The sequence below is a fragment of the Shewanella sp. SP1S1-7 genome, from assembly GCF_031932105.1.
Lineage (GTDB): Bacteria > Pseudomonadota > Gammaproteobacteria > Enterobacterales > Shewanellaceae > Shewanella > Shewanella baltica.
The window spans coordinates 1-21,912 of sequence record NZ_JAUOEU010000020.1; the positions used below are offsets into that span (position 1 = coordinate 1).

Sequence of the window (21,912 nt, forward strand, 5' to 3'; positions counted from 1 at the left end):
TAGCCTACTGAAGTGAATGTGTTACAAAGCTCGGTTACGAGTTAAATCATAAGTCCGGGTCCCCTTCGTCTAGAGGCCTAGGACACCGCCCTTTCACGGCGGTAACAGGGGTTCGAATCCCCTAGGGGATACCAATTTTAATCAAGGTTTATCGAAACTTTGGTTAAAGACAATAAACCACCACAAGGTGGTTTTTTTGTATTTGAATTTTAGTATTTAATCGAGATCTCCCCGATTCATTTACGAGTCATACGCCTCGAGTTATTTGCCGATTCCGAATTTACCCACCAATCAAACCATCCACATTAAGATAAATGATGCTTCGAGAGACATACTTAGTGCGGTGAAGTCATTCTGTTCAATCGTGTGATAAGAATTATTTAAGTGTTTTTCTGCTTAACTTTGTACTAGCCCATGGTTAAAACTCACCTTTCGGATTATTGAGTGTGTTGGCACTTTGAATGCTGCTACTTTCAATACTGATAAGTTGAACCGTTAATCGCGATTTATCTCATGCTTCCAATCGCTAAACGATCGCAATTTGAAGTGAACCGTTCTTACGGTAGCTATTGTAATAGCTGAATAGCGTATCGTTGCGGTGAATATGAGGGCGAGTGTAAGAGTGAAGCCTTGCGGGAAGAGGGCAGAATATGGCGGACACTTATTTGAGTTTGAGATAAAAAAGGCGACACTCATTGCTGAGTGTCGCCTTTCGTCATTTAACTTTTAATTTAGTCTACGCCTAAGAATCCACCGGTTTGGTGTGCCCATAGCTGAGCATAAATACCGCCAGCGGCAATAAGTTCTTGATGCGTGCCTTGTTCGACGACTCGGCCTTGATCTAACACTATTAGCCTGTCCATTGCGGCAATGGTCGAAAGTCGATGGGCAATCGCAATCACTGTCTTGCCTTGCATTAACTCATATAAACTTTCTTGAATGGCGGCTTCGACTTCAGAATCCAGCGCTGAAGTGGCTTCATCAAGCAGCAAAATCGGCGCATTTTTTAATAAAACCCGCGCAATAGCGATCCGCTGTCTTTGGCCACCAGAAAGTTTTACACCACGTTCACCGACTTGGGCATCTAAGCCATGATTACCGTGAGGGTCACTTAGATCCTTAATAAAGTCATAGGCTTGAGCTTGTTTAATGGCGCTATCGAGCTGTTCTTCGCTGGCCGTTGGATTGCCGTAAAGAATATTCTCGCGGATAGTACGGTGCAACAGTGATGTATCTTGGGTCACCATACCGATTTGCGAACGTAGTGAATCCTGCATAACCGTTTTGATGTCTTGATCGTCAATATTAATCTGACCTTTCTCGACATCGTAGAAACGCATTAATAGATTCACTAAGGTCGATTTACCCGCACCAGAACGTCCCACTAAGCCAACTTTTTCACCGGCCTTAATATTCAGATTCAGATCTTCAATCACCCCAGTCTGCTCGCCGTAATGGAAACACACTTGATTGAAATCAATCTTGCCATGGTTGACGACCAGCGCCTTGGCGTCTGGCTCATCTTGGATGATCGTTGTTTTCGATAAGGTGTTCATCCCATCGGTGACTGTGCCGATGTTTTCAAATAACGAACTGATTTCCCACATGATCCACTGTGACATGCCGTTTAAGCGCAGTGCTAAACTGACCGCAATGGCAATGGCGCCGATAGTAATCGCGCTGTCAGTCCATAGAGCAATCGCTACCGCAGCAATGCTGAATGCGAGCACATAATTAATGATTTGCACGCTGACGCTGATGCCCGTTACTAAGCGCATCTGGCGATAAACCGTGTCTAAAAATATCCGCATACTGGATTTGGCGTATTCGGCTTCTTTTTGCGTGTGGGCAAATAGCTTCACTGTGGTGATGTTGGTATAGCTGTCGACGATACGACCTGTCATGGTTGAGCGCGCATCGGCTTGCTCGGTAGAGACGCTTTTCAGCTTTGGCACAAAGTACCATTGCAGTCCAACATACAGTGCAAGCCACACTAGCATAGGTATCACTAAGCGCAGGTCGGCGCTGGCGATCATCACTAGCATAGAGGTGAAATACACCAAAATGTATACCAATACATCGAGCAACTTCATCACAGTTTCGCGCACGGCTAAGGACGTTTGCATCACTTTCGTGGCGATTCGGCCGGCAAAATCATCTTGATAAAATGACACACTTTGCTTTAGCAAATAGCGGTGCGCGAGCCAACGGATCGACATAGGATAATTGCCGAGCAAGGTTTGATGCATGATAAGCGCATGCAGTAATACCAGGATTGGCATCACAATCAGCACCATGCCCCCCATCAGCATTAAGGTCGTGCCTTCGTCTTGAAATAAGGTTTCGGGATTTTTTTTCACAAGCCAATCCACTAATTGGCCCATAAATCCGAACAGCGACACTTCAAGCATCGCCAGCATAGCGGTCAGCACTGACATTAAGATCAGCGGCAGTTCGTAGCCTTTAGTGTAGTGGCGGCAAAAAGCATAAACCCCAGTGGGTGGCTTAGTCGGTTCATCATCGGGGAGGGCTTCAACCCAAGATTCAAATCGTTTAAACATGAATTAACTCTATGGTGAGATAAAAAATAGTCGCGTATAGCATATACCCAAACAACCTGAAGATGCAGGATTCAGCGGGAATTTAACGCACTTTAGGCAAGGCCCTTTGCTCCTGCATAAATGGCATTCACGCCATCCATGGCGATTGCGGTTATTTGCAGACCTAGTGGACTAAGTTAAAAATAACCAACACAGCATAAAGTGCGTTACCCCGTGGTTAACATCAGCCGCCGGTACGGAGCGTCTAGGGCACTCCACTTCCGTGTTGCATCAATTCAAAAGGTGGCCGACATTCTGTCATTGATGCGCCTTGAATTGAAGCACCCTAGACGCTCTGAAGCTCGTATCTTCAGGTAGCTTGGGTATATAAGATTTCATTCCCTAAAAGCATTGAAATGATTGAGTTCCGTTTTCCGCTAGTGCTACATGCTAGTTTTACGTAAAGTAATGAACAAGAAATTAATTGTGAGCGAATATTGTCGGGCGTAGTGAAAAATGAGTACAGATAGAGCGTCTGAGAGTGCGATTAAGCGTGATGAAATAGACTCAGTGCATTCACTGGAGTCAAGTGCTGGGCTGCTTTCTGCGTCCATTTGCCGTGAAGCTAGGATGAGCCGCGATCCGCGTTTTGATGGTAAGTTTTTTGTGGGCGTATTAACGACGGGGATTTATTGCCGTACCGTGTGTCCTGCCGTCGCGCCAAAAGAGCAAAATGTGCGTTATTTTGATTCGGCCGTGAAAGCCGCACAAGCTGGATTACGCCCGTGTTTGCGTTGTCGGCCCGACAGTGCGCCAGGTTCAAATCCGTGGAAAGGCACTGGCACAACGTTGGCGAGGGCCATTAGTTTAATTGAAGCGGGCGCCTTAGCGGGGAAATCATCGGGAGAGCCTGCCTCGACAGTGACACAATTGGCTGAGCGATTAGGGATCAGCAGTCGTTATCTCAATAAGCTCTTTACCGAAGGTTTTGGCACTTCGCCTAAACAATATGCCTTATATCGGCAGTTACTATTCGCTAAGCAATTACTACATCAAACCCAATTACCTGTCACTCAAGTCGCACTGGCGGCGGGTTTCAACAGTATTCGCCGTTTTAATGAGGCGTTTAAGCAAACCTTACAATTGACGCCAACTCAATTAAGAAAGACCGCGTTAACCAAAGCGGCAAAGGAGTCCATGATTGAGCCACTAACAGGATTAAGTGAGATTGATACTATGGGTGAATTTGTGCCGCACTATGGATTAACCTTGTATCAGTATTATCGGCCGCCATTGGATTGGGCATCACAGCTGGCGTTTTATCGCTTACGTGCGGTAACTGGGATGGAATGGTTCACACCGCAGATGAGTCATCCACAAGCGAGCGATGCTGTTCAGGTTGCAGATGAAGCGAACCTTGCCGCTGAAGCCAAGGCTGACGAGAACGGGCTCGAATATGGTCGCTGTTTTGTCATAGGCAAGATGCGCGGCACAGTGCACATTATCCATGAGCCTAAGCTGAATCGCTTCAAACTTGCGATTACTTTGACCGAAGATTCTGTCGTTGATGAGCTGCAATTGCTGGTCACTGAGGTGCGGCGCATTTTAGATCTCGATGCGGATATGCAGCAGATTGAACAAGGTTTAAGTACGCTACCGAGTTTAGGTTTAACGCCGTTTTCGGGACTTCGCATTCCTGGCGCTGGATCTTTATTTGAAGCGGTTTGCCGCGCCATCTTAGGCCAACAAGTGACGGTCGTGCAAGCAACTAAGTTACTGAATATATTGGTTGAAGCCTATGGGGAACGCTTTAGTCTCAATGGCCGCGAGTATCGATTATTCCCAACACCCGAGGCGATTCGTGAGGCGGGTTTAACTGAGCTTAAAATGCCGGGCGCCCGTAAATTAGCCCTCAATGCGCTCGCGGCGTTTATCTGCGAACATCCTGAGGCGAGCGTCGATGATTGGCTTAGCGTTAAAGGCATAGGTCCTTGGACGATAGCGTATGCCAAGCTTCGTGGCTTGGGCGAGCCAAACGTGTTTTTGCATTCGGATTTGATTGTTAAAAAGCATTTATTGGCCTTATATATCAAGAACAATAGGTTGGATGAAACAGCCGCTGCAGCGGTGAGCTATCCCCAATTGTGCGAGCAGCTGAGCCAACAAATTGCCCCATGGGGCAGTTACTTAACCTTTCAGCTTTGGCATCAATAACCATTAAGCTGTCTCACATTGAATGGCCAGTTTAAAAAGATGAGTAAGCAGTTCAGTTAAGAACCAAATTAAGATCAAATAAAGAGCAAATAAAGAGCAAATAAAGAGACAGATTATGAAACATGCGATTCGTCAATTGAGCCAAGCGCCAAGCATTGCAGAATATCAACCCTGCGCCGTGGATACGTTTATCAGTCCTGCCGGAATATTGCAGTTAAATGCCAATGCCTATGGACTAAGCCATTTAACGGTTGTCGGCTCGGATCGCACTGAGATTGTGCTTGCCAAGGCGAGTGAGGATGCCCTCAATCAAGCTAAGGCGCATATTCGCGAAACTCAGGCGCAGCTCGCGGATTACTTTGCGGGTGAGCGGGTTGAATTTGATTTAAAGCTCGCGCCCAAGGGCACTGAATTTCAGCGCGACGTATGGCAAGCCTTGCTCAATGTAGATTACGGCCAGAGCTGTAGTTATGGGCAGATTGCCGAGCAAATCGGTCGGCCTAAGGCGGTGCGCGCCGTGGGCGCGGCCAATGGTGCCAATCCCATCGCGATTATCGTGCCTTGCCATAGAGTGATAGGCAAAAATGGCAAGTTAACGGGTTACGCCTACGGGCTTGCGATGAAACAGCAGTTGTTAACGCTGGAAACTGACAAGCACTGCCTCGATATTTAAGCTAGAATAGCCGCCTATTAAGATATTGGTGAGCAGTTAAACTTTCTATGACTCAGGCTTCTTCCTCTGCGGCAAGCTTTGCCCAACTCGGCATTATTGCACCTTTGCTAAATCGACTAACCGAATTAGCGTATGTTTCGCCCACACCAGTACAGGCGGCTACGATCCCCGCTGTGCTCGCTGGGCGGGATGTGTTAGCTGGCGCCAATACGGGCTCGGGTAAAACGGCAGCTTTTGCCGTGCCGCTGTTGCAGCAACTTGTTGAAGCAAAAACAGACTATAAGACAGGTGCTTATGTTCGTTGTTTGGTCTTAGTGCCAACCCGTGAGTTAGCCCAGCAAGTCGCTGACAGCTTTCTGTCCTATGCCTCGCATTTGAATGGCAAACTGAAAATTGTCGCTGCGTTTGGCGGTGTGTCAGTCAATGCGCAAATGCAGAGCCTACGCGCTGGTGCCGACGTATTAGTGGCAACGCCGGGCCGTTTGTTAGATCTGTTGTCGAGTAATGCCATCAAACTTAACCGCGTTAGCGCCTTAGTCCTCGATGAAGCTGACCGCATGTTAAGCCTTGGTTTTACAGAAGAATTAGCCAAAGTGCTCGACGCTTTGCCCGCCAAGAAACAAACCTTATTATTCTCAGCGACATTCCCTGAAGAAGTCCGCGAATTAACGGCAAAACTGCTGAATGATCCGCTTGAATACCAATTGCAAAGTGAACAAGAAAGCACGATTCATCAGCGGGTGATTACCGTTAATCGTCCGATGAAAACCGCATTATTGGCGCATCTGATTAAAGAACATCAGTGGTCACAGGCGTTGATTTTTGTGAGTGCTAAAAATACCTGTAATCACTTAGCGCAAAAGTTATCTAAACGTGGGATCAGTGCCGAAGTCTTCCATGGTGATAAAGCCCAAGGCGCACGTACGCGAGTGCTCGATGGGTTTAAAAATGGTGAGATCAGTGTGTTAATCGCCACTGACATTGCCGCCCGTGGTATCGATATCGATAAACTGCCTGTGGTGATCAACTTTGATTTACCAAGAAGCCCTGCGGATTATATGCATCGTATTGGCCGTAGTGGCCGCGCCGGTGAAGCAGGCTTAGCTGTGACCTTGATTTCCCATGAGGATTATCACCACTTTGGCGTGATAGAGAAAAAGAACAAGCTTAAGTTAGTGCGTGAGCAAATTGTCGGTTTTGAAGCCGATGATGAAATGCCAGTCGAACTGTTAGAACAAGCTAAACCTGTCGCCAAGCCCGAAGGTATGGGTAAAAAAAAGCGTAAACAGTTGCCGGCTGCCAATGCTGAATTTTGGGGCAAAAAATCTTAAGTTGTTGGAAACAAGCTATTCTTAGCTTATCTCTGGCGTTCCTTGTCATCTCACTTGTCGTAGGTAAGGTTTATGCAACACTTATTCTGGTTAGTTGAAGGTAAAGTCGCAGGGCGCAGTGGTCCCAATAAAGATCCTTGGGATTTGCAGGTGCTTAAAGAGGCCGGTATTGGTGCTATTTTGTCGGTCAATGGGGGCGAAGGCTGTGAGCCTAGCACCTTTAAAAAGCTCGATTTACGTTACGAATGTATTCCCTTTTCGCGCAATGTGCCGCCCCAAGATGGGGATGTGGCGATTTGTGTCGCTCAATTGCCCAAGGCATTAGCTTTTATCCAACAGTGTGAAGCCGATGGCTTACCTGTGGTGATCCATTGCCGTTCTGGTAAGGATCGCACCAGTCTTATCATGGCCTATTACTTAATGGTCAATGGTGCTGCGCCATTACACGCTGTCAGCCAAGTACGCAGTATTTGCGATATCGCCTTTACTGCCGATGGCTGGGATCAATTCGCCTTTGACGTTTTGTACGCATTACAAGAATAAGCCTTTTTTAGGCGACTTAGAGTCGAACCTATTCATTAATAGGCATAATAGTTTCATTCGTTTGACCTTAGTCATCAAATTTTTACTGTGTTAAGGTTAAGCTATCCGCAGGTTGGTTTTAGTGAGTTATCTATCTAATTATGAAAAGTAAGGCAAGTCAGTCACAGGGATTACTACTGTTTCGGTTATCACAGACTCAAGTGTTTGCCTTAGGCACGTTGAAAGTGCGTGAGCTGGTGCCGTACACACGCCTCAGCAAAATCCCCCAATCTCATCCGACGATTCTGGGGGCTTCAACTATCCGTGGTCATACGATTCCTATCATAGATATGGCGGCGGCGATTGGTTATCGGCCGATTGCTCCTGAAGAGCGGGAAAAGTGCTACATCATCATCACGGATTGTCAGCGGATGATCATTGGTTTCTTGGTGCGCGGTATCGATAAGATTATTGAATGTAACTGGCGTGATATTGAAGCTCCTTCGTCTAGTTTAGGGAAAAATGCCTATTTAACGGGCGTGACACGTTTTGAGGACCAACTGGTACAGTTACTTGACGTTGAACTGTTATTGTCGAAAATCTTCCCCGATGATCCACAGACGAATCGGGCTATTTTGACTGACGTACAACGTGAAAAACTTAAACCTATGAATATCCTTTTAGTGGATGATTCTAAGGTGGCGCGTAAGCAGTTATCCGACGCCCTTGATATGATTAACATTCCTTATCGAGTCACCGCCGACGGTAAAGAAGCGCTAGTCATGATGGAGCAAGCGGCATTGGAACATCACCCGATAGATATTCTGGTGAGTGATATCGAGATGCCGGGACTGGATGGTTACGAACTGGCTTTTGAAGTGCGTGATAATCCACTGACTGCCAAGGCCTACATTATTTTGCACACTTCTTTATCCAGCGAAATTAGCGTGAGTCAGGCCCATCAAGTTGGGGCGAATGAAGCACTGACTAAGTTCGATGCCCACGAGTTAATCGACGCCATGTTACGGGGCGCCGATCTTGCCTTAGACAAGCGCTAATCTGGCGCTTGTTAGTTTTTTGTATGCTTTTTGCGGGGCTAGGGTAATTTAGTTAGCTTATTTCCCCGCAAAACTAGACAAGTCCAGTCACATCCTATAAAAACCTTATTGGCCTCATTTCCGAAGGTGCGCGTTGGGGATCTCAACCGAAATATAATAACGATAGGTTAAACCATGAAACAAGAATCATCATTGTTAGCTAAGTTGGCTAATGGCAGTCTAGTAATACAAATCTTTTTGGGGATAATCGCTGGTGTGGTCTTAGCCAGTTTTTCACCGAGTAGCGCGAAAGATATCGCCTTCTTAGGCAGTTTATTCGTTGGGGCATTGAAAGCGATTGCTCCCATCTTAGTCTTTATCTTAGTGGCGTCATCGATTGCCAACCAAAAGAAGAATACCCAAACCAATATGCGTCCCATTGTGGTGCTGTACTTATTCGGCACTTTTGCGGCCGCATTAACCGCAGTGCTCCTGAGTTCAATTTTCCCGACTAATTTAGTCTTAGTTGCCGGCGTGGAAGGCACCAGCCCACCACAGGGCATAGGTGAAGTCATTCATACCTTGTTATTCAAACTGGTTGATAACCCAGTCAATGCATTAATGACGGGCAACTATATTGGTATTCTCGCTTGGGGTGTGGGCTTAGGTTTAGCCTTACATCACGCCACCGATTCGACTAAACAAGTGTTTGCCGATATGAGCCACGGTATTTCACAAATGGTGCGCTTTATTATCCGTTTAGCGCCTATCGGTATTTTTGGTCTCGTTGCGGCGACATTTGCCGAAACCGGTTTTGCGGCGATTGCAGGTTATGCCCAGTTATTGGCCGTGCTATTAGGTGCGATGGCTATTATTGCTTTAGTTGTTAATCCATTGATTGTGTACGTGAAGATTAAACGTAATCCGTATCCGCTGGTATTTCAATGCTTGCGTGAAAGTGGTGTAACGGCGTTTTTTACTCGCTCGAGCGCGGCAAACATTCCGGTGAATATGGCGCTGTGTGAAAAGTTAAAGCTGCATGAAGACACTTATTCAGTTTCTATTCCCTTAGGTGCCACCATCAACATGGGCGGCGCGGCGATCACTATTACCGTATTGACCTTAGCTGCGGCGCATACCTTAGGCATTCAAGTCGATTTACTGACCGCATTACTACTGAGTGTTGTTGCTGCTGTTTCAGCTTGCGGCGCATCGGGTGTGGCGGGTGGTTCATTATTATTGATCCCACTGGCTTGTAGCTTGTTTGGTATTTCTAACGATGTTGCCATGCAAGTGGTCGCTGTTGGCTTTATTATTGGTGTGGTTCAAGATGCAGCCGAAACCGCATTAAATAGTTCAACCGACGTTATCTTTACCGCTGCCGCTTGTGAAGCCGCTGAGAATAAAGCTAAACTGAGTTAACGAGTGCTGTTATTCGTATCGAAAAGTATTATGGAAGCAGTCACTTAGGTGGCTGCTTTTTTTATGGGAGTCGTTATGATCTTTTTTGATTTTAGCCTGCTAGATGCTGCAAAACCCTGGTATGGAATAAATGACACTGTGATGGGCGGTTTGTCCCGCAGTAAAATGACGGTTTCACCTTTAGGTTATGGTGAGTTTAGTGGCCATGTGTCGCTGGCAAATGGCGGCGGGTTTGCCTCAGTGCGCTGTGAGTTTAGCCCCATAGATGTCAGTGAATTTACTGGGATTTACCTCGAACTCGATGGCGACCGAACTAAAGACTATAAAGTGAATTTAAAGGATGTCGACACACCGCAAAGTACGGTATATCAAGCGCCTATGCCCACGCCAACTCACCAAACCTTTGGTGTGAGTAGTGCCAGAGTATTGAATTGGCAGCGGATTGAAATTCCCTTCAGTGATTTCAAGCCCCAATGTCGGGGTAAACCCATTTCCCGTCCGAATATGGTATTGAGTCAGTTGTGCAGCTTAGGGTTAGTGATTGGTGCCCAGCAAAGTGGCGACTTTTCATTGAAAATCAGAGAAATCGGCTACTACTAGCGCTTATAGTGAGTTTCTTATGGTGAATTTATTGTCGCTAGTTTCTTACCGCTAAGTGCTTATGGCTGATGGCGCGGGTCATCTCAGGACTTAATTTAACAGTAAGAAAAAGGATAAGGCCGAAGCACTTATCCTTATGGTGAACTCATTAAAATGATGTGTTTGGCGAAAGCCGCAGTTTAAGCGCCAACAATCCCTAATGGTTTGGCGGTTTGCCATGCCCCGCGGGTAAAATCAGGGAAGGTGACAGAGTTACTGCGATCATTAAGTGAATGTTCACTTAAAATATTCACCACCGACCAAGACGCGCCATCGTACACATCCTGATCTAAAGCCTCGCCATTGCGTAGGCAATAAATCATGCGCCATAGCATCACAAAGTCCATACCGCCGTGGCCGCCGTTAATTTCAGCCTCTTTTCCTATGCGCTGCCACAGTGGGTGATCGTATTTGTCGTACCACTTTTGCATGTCCATATCCCACTCGTGGTAACTTTGACCAAAGCCACCATTTTCGACGGCGATCCGATTCGGGAAGCCAGCAAACACGCCATTTGTTCCTTGGATTAAATTATGGCGACTGTAAGGTCTTGGGGTCGTCGTGTCATGCTGGACCATGATGGTTCGGCCCTTAACGGTCTTAATCAGACTGGTATTGATATCCCCATTGATATACTTGAGCTGATTACGTTCATGATCGGCGGGAAATTCACGTTTAGCATAGAGCGCACGGCCAAGGGCAGGCGAACTCATCGAGGTTAGATAATCGAATCGGTCACCGCGGTTGATGTTCATATACTGGGAAACTGGCCCTAAACCGTGGGTCGGGTACAAGTTGCCGTTACGTTTGGTATGCCAGTAAGTCCGCCATGAGCCTGTCTTATGATCGATCTCTTTCATCTGCCAACGTAGCTCATGGATGTAGGCGGCTTCGCCGTGGAGTAGCTCACCAAACACGCCTTGGCGCACCATGTTGAGCACCATCAGTTCTTCGCGGCCGTAGTTGACGTTCTCCATCATCATGCAGTTTTTCTGAGTGCGCTCAGCAGTATCGACAACTTGCCAGCACTCCTCAACCGTGAGCGCCATTGGCACTTCGACAAAGGCATGCTTGCCGCTCTCCATGGTTTCTATCGCCATTGGCGCGTGCCATTCCCACGGGGTCGAAATAATCACAATATCGATATCATCGCGGCTCAGCAAATCGCGATAGCTCAGATCATTACCAGTATAGACAGCCGGTTTGGGCCGATTCTGTTTAACGATATGATCTACGGCTCTGTCGAGTACCGCTTGATGGGTATCACAAATGGCTTTGAGTTCAACGCCTTCTAAATGACAGAATTGCTCGACATGGCTAAAACCCCGCTCGCCAACACCGATAAAGCCGACTCGGACCACGTCCATCTTAGGTGCTATGAGTCCGATAACGGATTTACCCACTTGCGGTTTAGGGGCGACGCTACTGGCGTAGGCATTGAGAGCAATATTGGCAGTAACGAGTCCTGCAGTAGCGGCACCTGCGGCCTTAAGAAAATTACGACGATGAATGTTATGCATAGCGCTTCCTGCTTTATTTTTGTTTTGTAGGGATATTGAAATATCACTTGGTCTTATTTGTACGGTAATTCACTTATGGGTTATATCAGAAACCCCATTCAAATTGGCAATAAAGATGTAACAAGCTCCTATAAGTCCATTTAGTATGAAACGCGTAACATTGTTGGCTTGATATAAAATTAAAAAAAACAATTGCTTGAGTTATTTTTGTTGCGAGTTCATCAATATGATCAAAGCAAACTAAAAAACGAAATTGGACAATATGTGGAGCATATTCATACCAAAGGATTGAGTTTTAGATTTGTAGAAATAACGCTACATCCCCCTTGTGCTTAACTCTTCATCAAGAGTCGTAGAAACTGGAAGAGATACAATCGTATCTAAATTGCTTGTTTGTGAGTGCTTTCTGTCAATGCACGTGCGTGTTATCTCAAACATCTAAATCTAAAAATATTTAAAATTAAACACTTAGAGGTTACCGTTTTAGGATAATAGGTCTGGAAAACGCGCATGCGTGTCTTTCTGATGGATTCTTGTATATGAAAAGCGGTATAAAGCTGATAACTTCTAGTTAATACAGGTAGTTAAGTGTGTGCGTTTTTATTTTTCTATGGACGCCAACGCTACGCTGCATTGGCGATTTTTAGCTCAGCATTAGGGCCTTTTATGGGTGCATTTGAATATTCACAAGCCACTCTTCGGATCTTCGGGGATGATTTGATACCTGAAGACGTATCAAATTTACTTGGTGGTACAGCAACTAAAAGTAAAAAGAAAGGTGATGAAGATGTCAGCAAAATCAGCGGAAAAGTGCGGATTGCCAAAACGGGTAGCTGGCATTTTCAGGCTAAAAAGAGAGAGCCAGAAGACCTAAACGCGCAGATTGAAGCAATTTTATCCCAGCTAACAAGTGACTTAGCGATATGGGAAAAGCTTTACCAAAGCTACAAAGTTGACATGTTCTGCGGCTTGTTTATGGGCAATTGGAATGATGGTTTGAGCTTGTCACCTGAAATCATGCTGGCACTTGGTCAACGTGGAATTGTTTTAAGTTTAGATGTTTATAGTGGGTCGGACGATTAAGATGGTTGTCGCCCCTAAAAACAAATGTTAACGCCAGCAAAAGTGCTGGCTGCGACGTCAACCCGCTGCACGGCTTTGCGTGCTAAATTTGGGCGCTAGGCACTAAAACCTTACTTGTTTTTATTAATTAAAGGAATAATAAATGACCCACCTAATTACTAAAGTGATGTTAACTGGACTCATAGTGGCATCAACTCATCTTCACGCTGAAAACTACGACTTCAAACCGGGTTTATGGGAAACCATTTGGAAATCCGAAATAGTAGAAATAGACGCACCTCCTGAAATGGAGAAAATGATGCGGAGCATGTCCAAAAGGCCTGATTACACGGAAACTGAATGCATAAATGACATCGCCTCTGCATTTGATTTGGAGCCTGAAGAAAATGAAGGCGAAGAATGTCAAACCAACAGCAATTGGATCAGTGCTAACAAAATGGTGTTTGAAACATCATGCACTAGTCCTGATGGTGCATCTAAAACAGTGGGTGAAATGCATTTCAATGGGAAAACGTCCACTTCTAAGCTTGAAGTGACAATCTCTGAAGAGGCAATGAAAATCAAGTCGAAACTCGTTGGCAATGGAAAATATATTGGCGCTTGTGACTAAGTGCCATACAAGCTCTTCAACTTAACGCATAACGGTTAATAAGGATGTTATGAGGACTGTTAGTAATATAAAAGGGATTTATTGAACTTTCGCTGGCATTGCCAGTTGGTCTGTATTGTGTATGGCTGCCGTTCCATTGTATCGACGTTTAAACAGCGTGGCGCTCTCATTCAGCTCGCTAGATAAGTCTTTTAGCTGTCTTTACTTTAGCGATAAGTAAATAGTGATAAAGATCGCGTTTTTATTTGTAGATTGAGCTACACTGCCGATTAATTAGTCAAAGGTATTTATCTTTTATATTTTAAACATTTAGCAAATTTAAATTAACCATAAAGTTACATTTGACGGGCGGTTTGAAGTAATTTGCTGTAGTGGGGAGTAAAGCGTTAAATGGGTTCTATGCTTAATGTACTACCACAACTGACATTCACTTTAGGTGATTGGGTATTGCATAAGGATATCAGGATGTCTGGGATTGAAAAACGCCGTCGCCTTCATTGGCGGGAGACAGATATGCAAAATCGTGAAATTATAGGTCGTTGGTTAGATGGGCGTCCTTTATTGGGTGATAAAATTACCCTCTATAAAGAAGACGAAAAATATTTTTTAGAAACTTGGTTTAGCGATGGCTGCCATAGTTTAGATGAAGTCTATATGTCGCAAACCGCTGAAGGCCATAAGCTGGAAGATGTGGGCGGTAATTTCTTTGGTGAATTCTTTATCGTGACACAGTCACAGCAATTACAATTTTGTAATGAGCAGGGCTGTTATTTCCAAGCAGAAGAATTAGCGGCTGATGTCGATTTTGGTCAAGGTATACGCGTCGCTTAAAAGGCAACAATCGAATCCGTAAATAACTAAGGTCGCATTTTAGCTCAGTGCTAAGTTGCGACCTTTTGCTTTTATGGGATTGCAGCTATTGGATTGAGTTATTCAGTAAATGGATGTTTACTGCTAAAAAACAGCGATTTACCCGAATAGGGATGGGTCAAACTTAAGCTTTGTGCATGTAAGCATAAACGCGGTTTTGCTTTGATAACCTCGGCATCACCGTAAAACTCATCGCCTAAAATCGCATGGCCTAGGGCAAGCATATGCACACGTAATTGATGAGTGCGGCCTGTTTCTGGCGAAAGCTCGACTAAGGTGCTGTTTTCTCGGCGTTCTAGTACACGGTAGTAGGTGAGGGCGCTTTTACCGCCAGTCTCTCCTGTCTGTAGCGTCTTTTGATAGGGCGGATGCTCAGTGTCTGGCGCAATCGCGAGGTTAATCATGCCCTGTTCCTGCGGCACATGTCCCATCACTTCGGCAATATAGACTTTCTTACTCTGTCTATCTTGAAACTGCGTTTTTAAATGCGACTCGGCTTTTTTATTACGGGCGAACACCATGATGCCCGAGGTCGCGCAGTCGAGCCGATGCACTAAAATCGTTTCTGGATAAAGGGTTTGTAAGCGGGTTAACGCGCAATCGAAGGTGTGAGCCGCTCGACCCGGATTAGACAATAATCCCGAAGGTTTATTGATGATAATCAGATCTCTATCGTTATAGCGGATGTCTAGCCAAGGCACTGCTGGGGGCTGGTAATCAAATATTTGCATCTTGTCCTCATTTTTGCGCGGCCATACTAGCAAAATTTACGCAGGCACACAGCATAATCTCATGCTTGCTTATTGCGAGATTGGGGAGGGCAAATATTCAGCAGGCGTCTTACGGCTCCAAATGCGGGTATAAGCCATCAGCTGCGGATAAAAAGTGCGGAACGCGGTTTCGATTTCTATCTGCATTTTATTGACGACTTTGTGGGCATCTTTAAACAGTGCGGCTTGCGGATGCTGTTTTGCCACTTGTGCTAAAGCGTGTTGTAAGCCTTTTTCTGTGGTGTAGCTGCCGAGCCAATCGGCGCTGCGCATGGCGGGCAAGAGCTTAGCAAGTGCTTCTGGATGGTACGGGTCTACACCTTGGACGGCGAAAGTATCTAACGCATTATAGGCCTTGCGGCTGAATTCATCTAAAGGTTGGTGATGATATTCTTCCCAATAATAAGCTAAATAGTGATCGAAACTCACGGCCATGAGTTCTGCTGCTATGCTTCTTAAGGGCGCAGGGAAAGCTTCCATTAATTCAATTGTGAGTTCGTGGCTGCTGCAGAGATTATTAATCTCTTGGTTTAACCATAGCGCTTGGCGTAACTCAATTGGAGCTTGTGCAATTGGCGCTTGAATATAATTACCCGCCACATTGGCGGCAAGATGCGTTTTACTGATGTCGGCGAGATGTAAGTGTGTAAGAAAGTTCATATTTTGTACTTGGTTAACCACGTCGGTTCACGGTATCATGCGCAAGCGCGCTTAGGAAAGCACGGAAGCTAAAAATGCAGTATTTTTTCACTTTTTAGGATCATGGATGATGTGGAACTGGTTTATAAAGATGCTTGGTCGAGACGAGCAGCCAAAGCGCAAAAAAGTGCTGGTAGAAATCCCCTTTGAACAACACCGTTTTAGCATGGATGATTTCAGCCGTTCACGGCTTAAATTCGATGCCGATGACAATTTGCCCCAAGATGGCGTCAAACCTATAGTTCCTGAGCAAGAAGTGGACGCTGGCAATAAGTAATCTTGATATTCTTGGCCTCTAACCATAGACTAGCCGCCGTTCTAAGCTATCTAGAGGCCTATCATGCGCGTTGCAGACTTTTCTTTCGATCTCCCCGATGAGCTGATCGCTCGTTATCCTATGGCGCAGCGTAATGCATCACGTCTGTTAACCTTAGACGGCAATTCTGGCGCGTTAGGCGACAAACAGTTTACCGATCTGCTGGGGATGATTAATCCCGGCGATTTAATGGTGTTCAACAATACCCGAGTGATCCCCGCGCGTATGTTTGGCCAAAAGGCCAGCGGCGGCAAGTTAGAGATTTTAGTTGAGCGTATGCTCGATGATAAGCGCATCCTCGCCCATGTTCGCAGCTCTAAATCCCCGAAAGTCGATTCGTTCATTCTGCTCGACGGTGGCTATCAAATGAAGATGGTCGCCCGTCACGATACTTTGTTTGAACTTGAGCTGTTATCCGAGTTGACCATTCTAGAGGTGCTCGAAGCCGTAGGGCACATGCCGCTACCGCCTTATATCGACAGACCCGATGAAGATGCTGACAAAGAGCGCTATCAAACTGTGTATAACCAAAACCCAGGCGCCGTTGCCGCGCCAACGGCGGGGTTACATTTTGACGATGCCATGCTCGATGCATTAAAAGCCAAGGGTGTGAATATCGCCTTTGTGACTTTGCATGTGGGCGCTGGAACGTTTCAACCGGTGCGTGTTGATACCATTCTTGAGCACAAGATGCATTCTGAGTGGGCCAATGTGCCGCAGAATGTGGTCGATTTAATCGCGCAAACCAAAGCGGCGGGTAAACGCGTCGTGGCTGTTGGTACAACATCTGTACGTTCCTTAGAAAGTGCGGCGCGCGCTAGTCAAGGTGAACTCAAAGCCTTTAGCGGCGATACCGATATCTTTATTTATCCCGGCTATCAATTCCAAGTGGTCGATGCCATGGTGACGAACTTCCACCTCCCTGAATCGACCCTCATCATGTTAGTCAGTGCAATTGCGGGTTTTGATCATGTTATGGCGGCGTATCAACATGCTATCGCGCAAAAATATCGCTTTTTTAGCTATGGTGATGCCATGTTTGTGACGAAAAAAGCCCACTAGACCAAGATTTTGTTTTAAAATAGCCACCCAAAGTGAGTATGGGCGGCAACTTTTTTTCGTTAAAAGGTTGAACCTTTTAACGCTGTCCCCATCTCTATTGTTAATCAAAATGGCATTAGCCATTAAAAATGTAGTCAGACTGTTTATCTGGCGAGGTGAATTATGAAATTTGAATTAGACACTACCGACGGCCGTGCGCGCCGTGGTCGGTTGATTTTTGACCGTGGCACAGTAGAAACCCCCGCATTTATGCCTGTTGGAACCTACGGCACAGTTAAAGGTATGACGCCAGAAGAAGTACGTGCTACAGGCGCGGACATTTTGCTCGGTAACACTTTCCATTTATGGTTGCGCCCAGGCGAAGAAATCATGCGTAAGCACGGTGACTTGCATGATTTTATGAACTGGCAGCGTCCGATTTTAACTGACTCGGGTGGTTTCCAAGTATTCAGTCTTGGCGATATCCGTAAGATCACCGAAGAAGGTGTGCATTTCCGTTCGCCAATCAATGGCGAGAAAATCTTCTTAGATCCTGAAAAATCAATGCAAATCCAAGATGCATTGGGCAGCGATGTGGTGATGATTTTTGACGAATGTACGCCGTATCCCGCGACTGAAGATGAAGCGCGTAAGTCAATGCAGATGTCGCTGCGTTGGGCCAAACGTTCGCGTGATGAATTTGACCGTTTAGAGAACCCTAACTCTCTATTCGGCATTATTCAGGGCGGTGTGTATGAAGATTTACGCGACGAAAGCTTAAAAGGCTTAGTCGATATCGGTTTCGACGGTTATGCCGTCGGTGGTTTGGCCGTAGGAGAGCCTAAAGCAGATATGCATCGTATTCTTGAGCATATTTGCCCGCAAATTCCTGCTGACAAACCTCGCTATCTGATGGGGGTCGGTAAACCAGAAGATTTAGTTGAAGGGGTACGTCGTGGTGTTGACATGTTTGACTGTGTAATGCCAACCCGTAATGCCCGCAACGGTCATCTGTTTACGAGTGAAGGTGTGATCAAAATACGCAATGCGCGTCATAGAGATGACACGTCACCACTCGATACTAAGTGTGATTGTTATACCTGTAAAAATTATTCACGGGCGTACCTTTACCACTTAGATCGTTGTAATGAGATTCTGGGTGCGCGTTTAAACACCATTCACAACTTGAGATACTATCAAATGTTAATGGAAGGTTTGCGCGGTGCGATTGAGACGGGTACATTAGACGCCTTTGTGGCGGACTTCTATACCAGTCAAGGTCGCGAAGTACCAGAGTTAGTCGATTGATTTTTTGCTAATAAGAAGAGAAAACTATGTTTATTTCAAATGCATATGCAAGCGCTGCCGGCGCACCACAAGGTGGCGGCACGATGGAACTGATTTTCATGCTGGCGATTTTCGGCCTGATTTTCTATTTCATGATTTTCCGTCCGCAATCAAAACGCGTTAAAGAGCACAAAAATCTGATGTCTTCACTTGGCAAAGGTGATGAAGTGCTGACCAGTGGTGGGATTTTAGGCAAGATTGCAAAAATCAGCGACGAAAGCGATTACGTGTTACTGAGCTTAAACGACACAACACAAATCACGATCAAAAAAGACTATATTGCAGCTGTATTGCCTAAGGGCTCTATCCAGTCGTTGTAAGCCAAGAGGGCTCAGGCGTGTTAAATAAATACCCAATGTGGAAAAACATTATGGTGATGCTCGTCATTGCCATAGGTTGTTTCTATGCCGTACCGAACCTATTTGGTGAAGATCATGCGGTGCAAGTGGTGGCGACTCGAGGTGCTGAAGTCACGGCATCAACCCAAGCCAGTGTGAACGAGCTGTTAGCCAGTAAGGGCATTGCGGTAAAGCGCTCTGAGCTTGAAAAAGGTCAGTTGTTGGTCCGTGTGCAAAATGCGGATCAACAGCTACTGGCGAAAGAAGTGATTGCTGACAGCTTAGGCGACAAGTTTACTGTGGCGCTCAACTTAGCCCCAGCGACACCTAAGTGGCTTGAGTCAATGGGCGGTAGCCCAATGAAACTCGGTCTCGACCTTCGCGGCGGTGTGCATTTCTTGATGGAAGTGGACATGGGCGAAGCGATTCGCAAAATGGAAGAGGCTAAAATTGCCGATTTCCGTTCGCAATTACGTGAAGAAAAAATCCGTTACGCGGGCATTCGCAATAATGCTCAAGGAATCGAGATTAAATTCCGTGATGGCGAAAGTTTAGCCAGTGCCGAACGTTTCCTAAAATCTCGCAGCAACGATATGGTGTTCACCGATGTGAGCAAGGGTGAAGACTTTGCCCTGCAAGCTGTGATGAGTGACGTGTATCTTAAGCAGATTAAAGAAGAAGCACTGCAACAAAACATTACGACCATTCGTAACCGTGTAAACGAGTTAGGTGTGGCTGAGCCTGTAGTACAACGTCAAGGTGCCGAGCGCATTATCGTTGAATTGCCAGGTGTGCAAGATACCGCTCGCGCCAAGGAAATCTTAGGTGCTACCGCATCGATTGAATTCCACATGGTCGATGACAAAGCCGACCCTAATGCAGCGCAATCAGGCCGTGTGTCTGCTGGTTCTGAAGTCTACCAGCGCCGTGAAGGCGGCACTGTAATATTGAAGAAAGAAGTTATGCTGACCGGTGATCATATCACTGGCGCACAACCTAGCTTTGACCAGTACAGTCGTCCACAAGTTAGCATCAACCTTGATGCGAAAGGCGGCACCATTTTCTCCGACGTGACCAAAGATAACATAGGTAAACCTATGGCGACCTTGTTCATCGAATACAAAGACAGTGGTGAGCGCAATGCCGACGGCAGCGTTAAGATGCAGAAAATCCAAGAAGTGATTTCTGTAGCGACCATTCAAGCGCGTTTAGGCCGCAACTTTGTGATCACTGGTTTAAGCCATGGTGAAGCACAAAATCTTGCGCTATTACTGCGTGCTGGTGCCTTGATTGCGCCAGTATCGATTGTTGAAGAACGTACCATAGGTCCAAGCTTAGGTGCTGAAAACATTGAAAACGGTGTTCAAGCTATGGTTTGGGGTATGGCGGTTGTCTTACTCTTTATGCTGGTTTACTACCGTGGCTTTGGTCTTATCGCCAACATCGCCTTAACCATGAACTTAGTCATGGTCGTGGGCGTAATGTCGATGATCCCTGGCGCAGTGTTAACCCTACCGGGTATTGCCGGTATGGTGTTGACTGTGGGTATGGCTGTTGACGGTAACGTGCTGATTTATGAGCGTATCCGTGAAGAATTACGTGCGGGCCGTAGCGTCCAGCAGGCCATCCACGAAGGTTATGGCAACGCATTCTCCACCATCGCCGATGCGAACATCACCACTTTCCTAACGGCGCTGATCCTGTTTGCCGTAGGTACAGGCGCTGTTAAAGGCTTCGCGGTGACCTTGATGATAGGTATTGCGACTTCCATGTTTACTGCAATCGTGGGTACTCGCTCAATCGTTAACGCGATTTGGGGCGGTAAGCGCGTGAAGACTCTGTCTATCTAAGGGGAAGTGACAATGTTAGAAATTTTATCTTTAAAACATACGGTAAACTTCCTCCGTCATGCACTGCCAATCAGTATTATGTCGGCTGTATTGGTACTGGCTTCATTGGTTTCTCTTGTGACCAATGGCATTAACTGGGGGCTTGATTTCACTGGCGGTACCGTCGTTGAAATGGAGTTCACTAATCCGGTCGATTTAAACGCCCTGCGGGTGCAACTGACGACGCCTGATTCTGAAGGCGCCATTGTGCAAAACTTCGGTTCTAGCCGTGACGTATTAGTACGTTTACAGGTGAAAGAAGGCGTAAAGAGTGACGTGCAAGTTAAGTCTGTCATGGAAGCTGCGCAGAAAGTTGATCCACAAGTTCAGCAGAAGCGTGTTGAGTTCGTTGGCCCACAAGTGGGTAAAGAACTGGCTGAGCAAGGCGGTTTAGCGGTATTAGTTGCGCTTATCTGTATCATGATTTATGTGTCATTCCGTTTCGAATGGCGCCTAGCATTTGGTTCAGTGGCGGCACTGGCGCACGACGTGATCGTGACTTTAGGCGTGTTTTCGGTATTCCAATTGGAATTCGACTTGACCGTTCTGGCGGGTCTATTGACGGTTGTGGGTTACTCACTCAACGATACTATCGTGGTATTTGACCGTATCCGTGAAAACTTCCTTAAGATGCGTAAAAGCGACCCTGAAGAAGTGGTTAACGTTTCCATTACTCAAACCATGAGCCGTACAATCATCACCACAGGTACAACCTTAGTGGTGGTCGTAGCCTTGTTCCTTAAGGGCGGCACTATGATCCATGGCTTTGCGACTGCATTGCTGATGGGTATTTTTGTGGGTACGTATTCTTCTATCTATGTGGCGAGTTTCTTGGCCATTAAACTGGGTATCAATCGTGAACACATGATGCCAGTTGAGATTGAGAAAGAAGGCGCAGACCAACCTCCCATGATGCCTTAAAGGTTACATTCGAGTTAAAAAGCCACCGACGAGGTGGCTTTTTTTTACCTCAGTTTTGAGATAGATCTGACATTCTGCTAGCAAACTCACAAAGTTATAGTCAGTTATGCTGTAAAAATGGAATGTTAAT

Annotated in this window: 20 protein-coding genes and 1 tRNA gene; 17 read left to right on the top strand and 4 right to left on the bottom strand. The window is 46.1% G+C overall.

The genetic code is table 11. The features are described from left to right. The first annotated feature begins 58 nt into the window (after positions 1-58). Positions 59-134 (top strand) — tRNA-Glu (locus tag Q4Q49_RS15110). A gap of 597 nt (positions 135-731) precedes the next feature. Here the strand turns inward: Q4Q49_RS15110 and Q4Q49_RS15115 are convergent. Then, on the bottom strand, positions 732-2,561 hold the full coding sequence (locus Q4Q49_RS15115) for an ABC transporter ATP-binding protein (RefSeq protein ID WP_006082292.1): 1,830 nt from the start codon (positions 2,559-2,561) through the stop codon (positions 732-734). A 495-nt stretch (positions 2,562-3,056) separates the two neighbouring features. Between Q4Q49_RS15115 and Q4Q49_RS15120 the strand changes: the two genes are divergently transcribed. The 7 genes from Q4Q49_RS15120 (at position 3,057) to Q4Q49_RS15150 (ending at position 10,339) form a co-directional block, all read left to right on the top strand. Next, positions 3,057-4,754: an Ada metal-binding domain-containing protein gene (locus Q4Q49_RS15120; RefSeq protein ID WP_311999729.1), complete on the top strand. Its 1,698-nt coding sequence runs from the start codon at positions 3,057-3,059 to the stop codon at positions 4,752-4,754. Between the two features lie 115 nt (positions 4,755-4,869). After that, entirely contained in the window at positions 4,870-5,427 is a 558-nt protein-coding gene (locus tag Q4Q49_RS15125; protein WP_311898106.1) for a methylated-DNA--[protein]-cysteine S-methyltransferase, read from the top strand. Between the two features lie 47 nt (positions 5,428-5,474). Beyond that, entirely contained in the window at positions 5,475-6,758 is a 1,284-nt protein-coding gene (locus Q4Q49_RS15130) for a DEAD/DEAH box helicase (RefSeq protein ID WP_311898108.1), read from the top strand. A gap of 72 nt (positions 6,759-6,830) precedes the next feature. Next, positions 6,831-7,301: a dual specificity protein phosphatase family protein gene (locus tag Q4Q49_RS15135; RefSeq protein WP_311999730.1), complete on the top strand. Its 471-nt coding sequence runs from the start codon at positions 6,831-6,833 to the stop codon at positions 7,299-7,301. 140 nt (positions 7,302-7,441) lie between these two features. Then, positions 7,442-8,338 (top strand): chemotaxis protein CheV, encoded by an 897-nt coding sequence (locus Q4Q49_RS15140; RefSeq protein ID WP_106650974.1) that lies wholly within the window; start codon positions 7,442-7,444, stop codon positions 8,336-8,338. A gap of 174 nt (positions 8,339-8,512) precedes the next feature. Beyond that, positions 8,513-9,739: a serine/threonine transporter SstT gene (gene sstT, locus Q4Q49_RS15145; RefSeq protein ID WP_006082286.1), complete on the top strand. Its 1,227-nt coding sequence runs from the start codon at positions 8,513-8,515 to the stop codon at positions 9,737-9,739. Positions 9,740-9,814: 75 nt separating this feature from the next. Beyond that, positions 9,815-10,339: a CIA30 family protein gene (locus Q4Q49_RS15150; protein ID WP_311999731.1), complete on the top strand. Its 525-nt coding sequence runs from the start codon at positions 9,815-9,817 to the stop codon at positions 10,337-10,339. A 179-nt stretch (positions 10,340-10,518) separates the two neighbouring features. Here the strand turns inward: Q4Q49_RS15150 and Q4Q49_RS15155 are convergent, their stop codons facing one another. Further along, positions 10,519-11,898: a Gfo/Idh/MocA family oxidoreductase gene (locus Q4Q49_RS15155; RefSeq protein ID WP_107948242.1), complete on the bottom strand. Its 1,380-nt coding sequence runs from the start codon at positions 11,896-11,898 to the stop codon at positions 10,519-10,521. 588 nt (positions 11,899-12,486) lie between these two features. On the opposite strand from Q4Q49_RS15155, the gene Q4Q49_RS15160 reads away from it, so the two are divergent. The 3 genes from Q4Q49_RS15160 to Q4Q49_RS15170 all read left to right on the top strand — a co-directional run bounded on the left by Q4Q49_RS15160 (position 12,487) and on the right by Q4Q49_RS15170 (position 14,422). After that, positions 12,487-12,981 (top strand): DUF4279 domain-containing protein, encoded by a 495-nt coding sequence (locus Q4Q49_RS15160; protein WP_311999732.1) that lies wholly within the window; start codon positions 12,487-12,489, stop codon positions 12,979-12,981. A 142-nt stretch (positions 12,982-13,123) separates the two neighbouring features. After that, positions 13,124-13,591 (top strand): DUF3617 domain-containing protein, encoded by a 468-nt coding sequence (locus Q4Q49_RS15165; protein ID WP_311898134.1) that lies wholly within the window; start codon positions 13,124-13,126, stop codon positions 13,589-13,591. A gap of 390 nt (positions 13,592-13,981) precedes the next feature. Beyond that, positions 13,982-14,422 (top strand): hypothetical protein, encoded by a 441-nt coding sequence (locus tag Q4Q49_RS15170; RefSeq protein WP_107948240.1) that lies wholly within the window; start codon positions 13,982-13,984, stop codon positions 14,420-14,422. Between the two features lie 98 nt (positions 14,423-14,520). Here Q4Q49_RS15170 and Q4Q49_RS15175 read toward each other — a convergent pair whose 3' ends face one another. Both Q4Q49_RS15175 and Q4Q49_RS15180 read right to left on the bottom strand, forming a co-directional pair. Next, entirely contained in the window at positions 14,521-15,192 is a 672-nt protein-coding gene (locus Q4Q49_RS15175) for a pseudouridine synthase (RefSeq protein ID WP_311999733.1), read from the bottom strand. 69 nt (positions 15,193-15,261) lie between these two features. After that, positions 15,262-15,891 carry an acyl carrier protein phosphodiesterase gene (locus Q4Q49_RS15180; protein WP_311999734.1) on the bottom strand — a complete coding sequence of 210 codons (630 nt, stop codon included), beginning with the start codon at positions 15,889-15,891 and terminating at the stop codon, positions 15,262-15,264. A gap of 106 nt (positions 15,892-15,997) precedes the next feature. Here Q4Q49_RS15180 and Q4Q49_RS15185 point away from each other — a divergent pair, with 106 nt between their 5' ends. The 6 genes from Q4Q49_RS15185 to secF all read left to right on the top strand — a co-directional run bounded on the left by Q4Q49_RS15185 (position 15,998) and on the right by secF (position 21,782). Then, on the top strand, positions 15,998-16,207 hold the full coding sequence (locus Q4Q49_RS15185; RefSeq protein WP_311999735.1) for a hypothetical protein: 210 nt from the start codon (positions 15,998-16,000) through the stop codon (positions 16,205-16,207). 63 nt (positions 16,208-16,270) lie between these two features. Then, positions 16,271-17,308, top strand: a complete 1,038-nt coding sequence (queA, locus tag Q4Q49_RS15190; protein ID WP_311999737.1) for a tRNA preQ1(34) S-adenosylmethionine ribosyltransferase-isomerase QueA — start codon at positions 16,271-16,273, stop codon at positions 17,306-17,308. Positions 17,309-17,470: 162 nt separating this feature from the next. Further along, on the top strand, positions 17,471-18,595 hold the full coding sequence (gene tgt, locus Q4Q49_RS15195) for a tRNA guanosine(34) transglycosylase Tgt (RefSeq protein WP_106650965.1): 1,125 nt from the start codon (positions 17,471-17,473) through the stop codon (positions 18,593-18,595). A gap of 26 nt (positions 18,596-18,621) precedes the next feature. Next, positions 18,622-18,954 carry a preprotein translocase subunit YajC gene (yajC, locus tag Q4Q49_RS15200; protein WP_007649452.1) on the top strand — a complete coding sequence of 111 codons (333 nt, stop codon included), beginning with the start codon at positions 18,622-18,624 and terminating at the stop codon, positions 18,952-18,954. A 17-nt stretch (positions 18,955-18,971) separates the two neighbouring features. Beyond that, positions 18,972-20,822, top strand: coding sequence for a protein translocase subunit SecD (gene secD, locus Q4Q49_RS15205; RefSeq protein WP_106650964.1), 1,851 nt, complete (start codon positions 18,972-18,974; stop codon positions 20,820-20,822). Positions 20,823-20,834: 12 nt separating this feature from the next. Then, the gene (gene secF, locus Q4Q49_RS15210) at positions 20,835-21,782 is read left to right on the top strand and encodes a protein translocase subunit SecF (RefSeq protein ID WP_259529411.1); all 948 of its coding nucleotides are present in this window, start codon (positions 20,835-20,837) and stop codon (positions 21,780-21,782) included. Positions 21,783-21,912 lie beyond the last annotated feature (130 nt).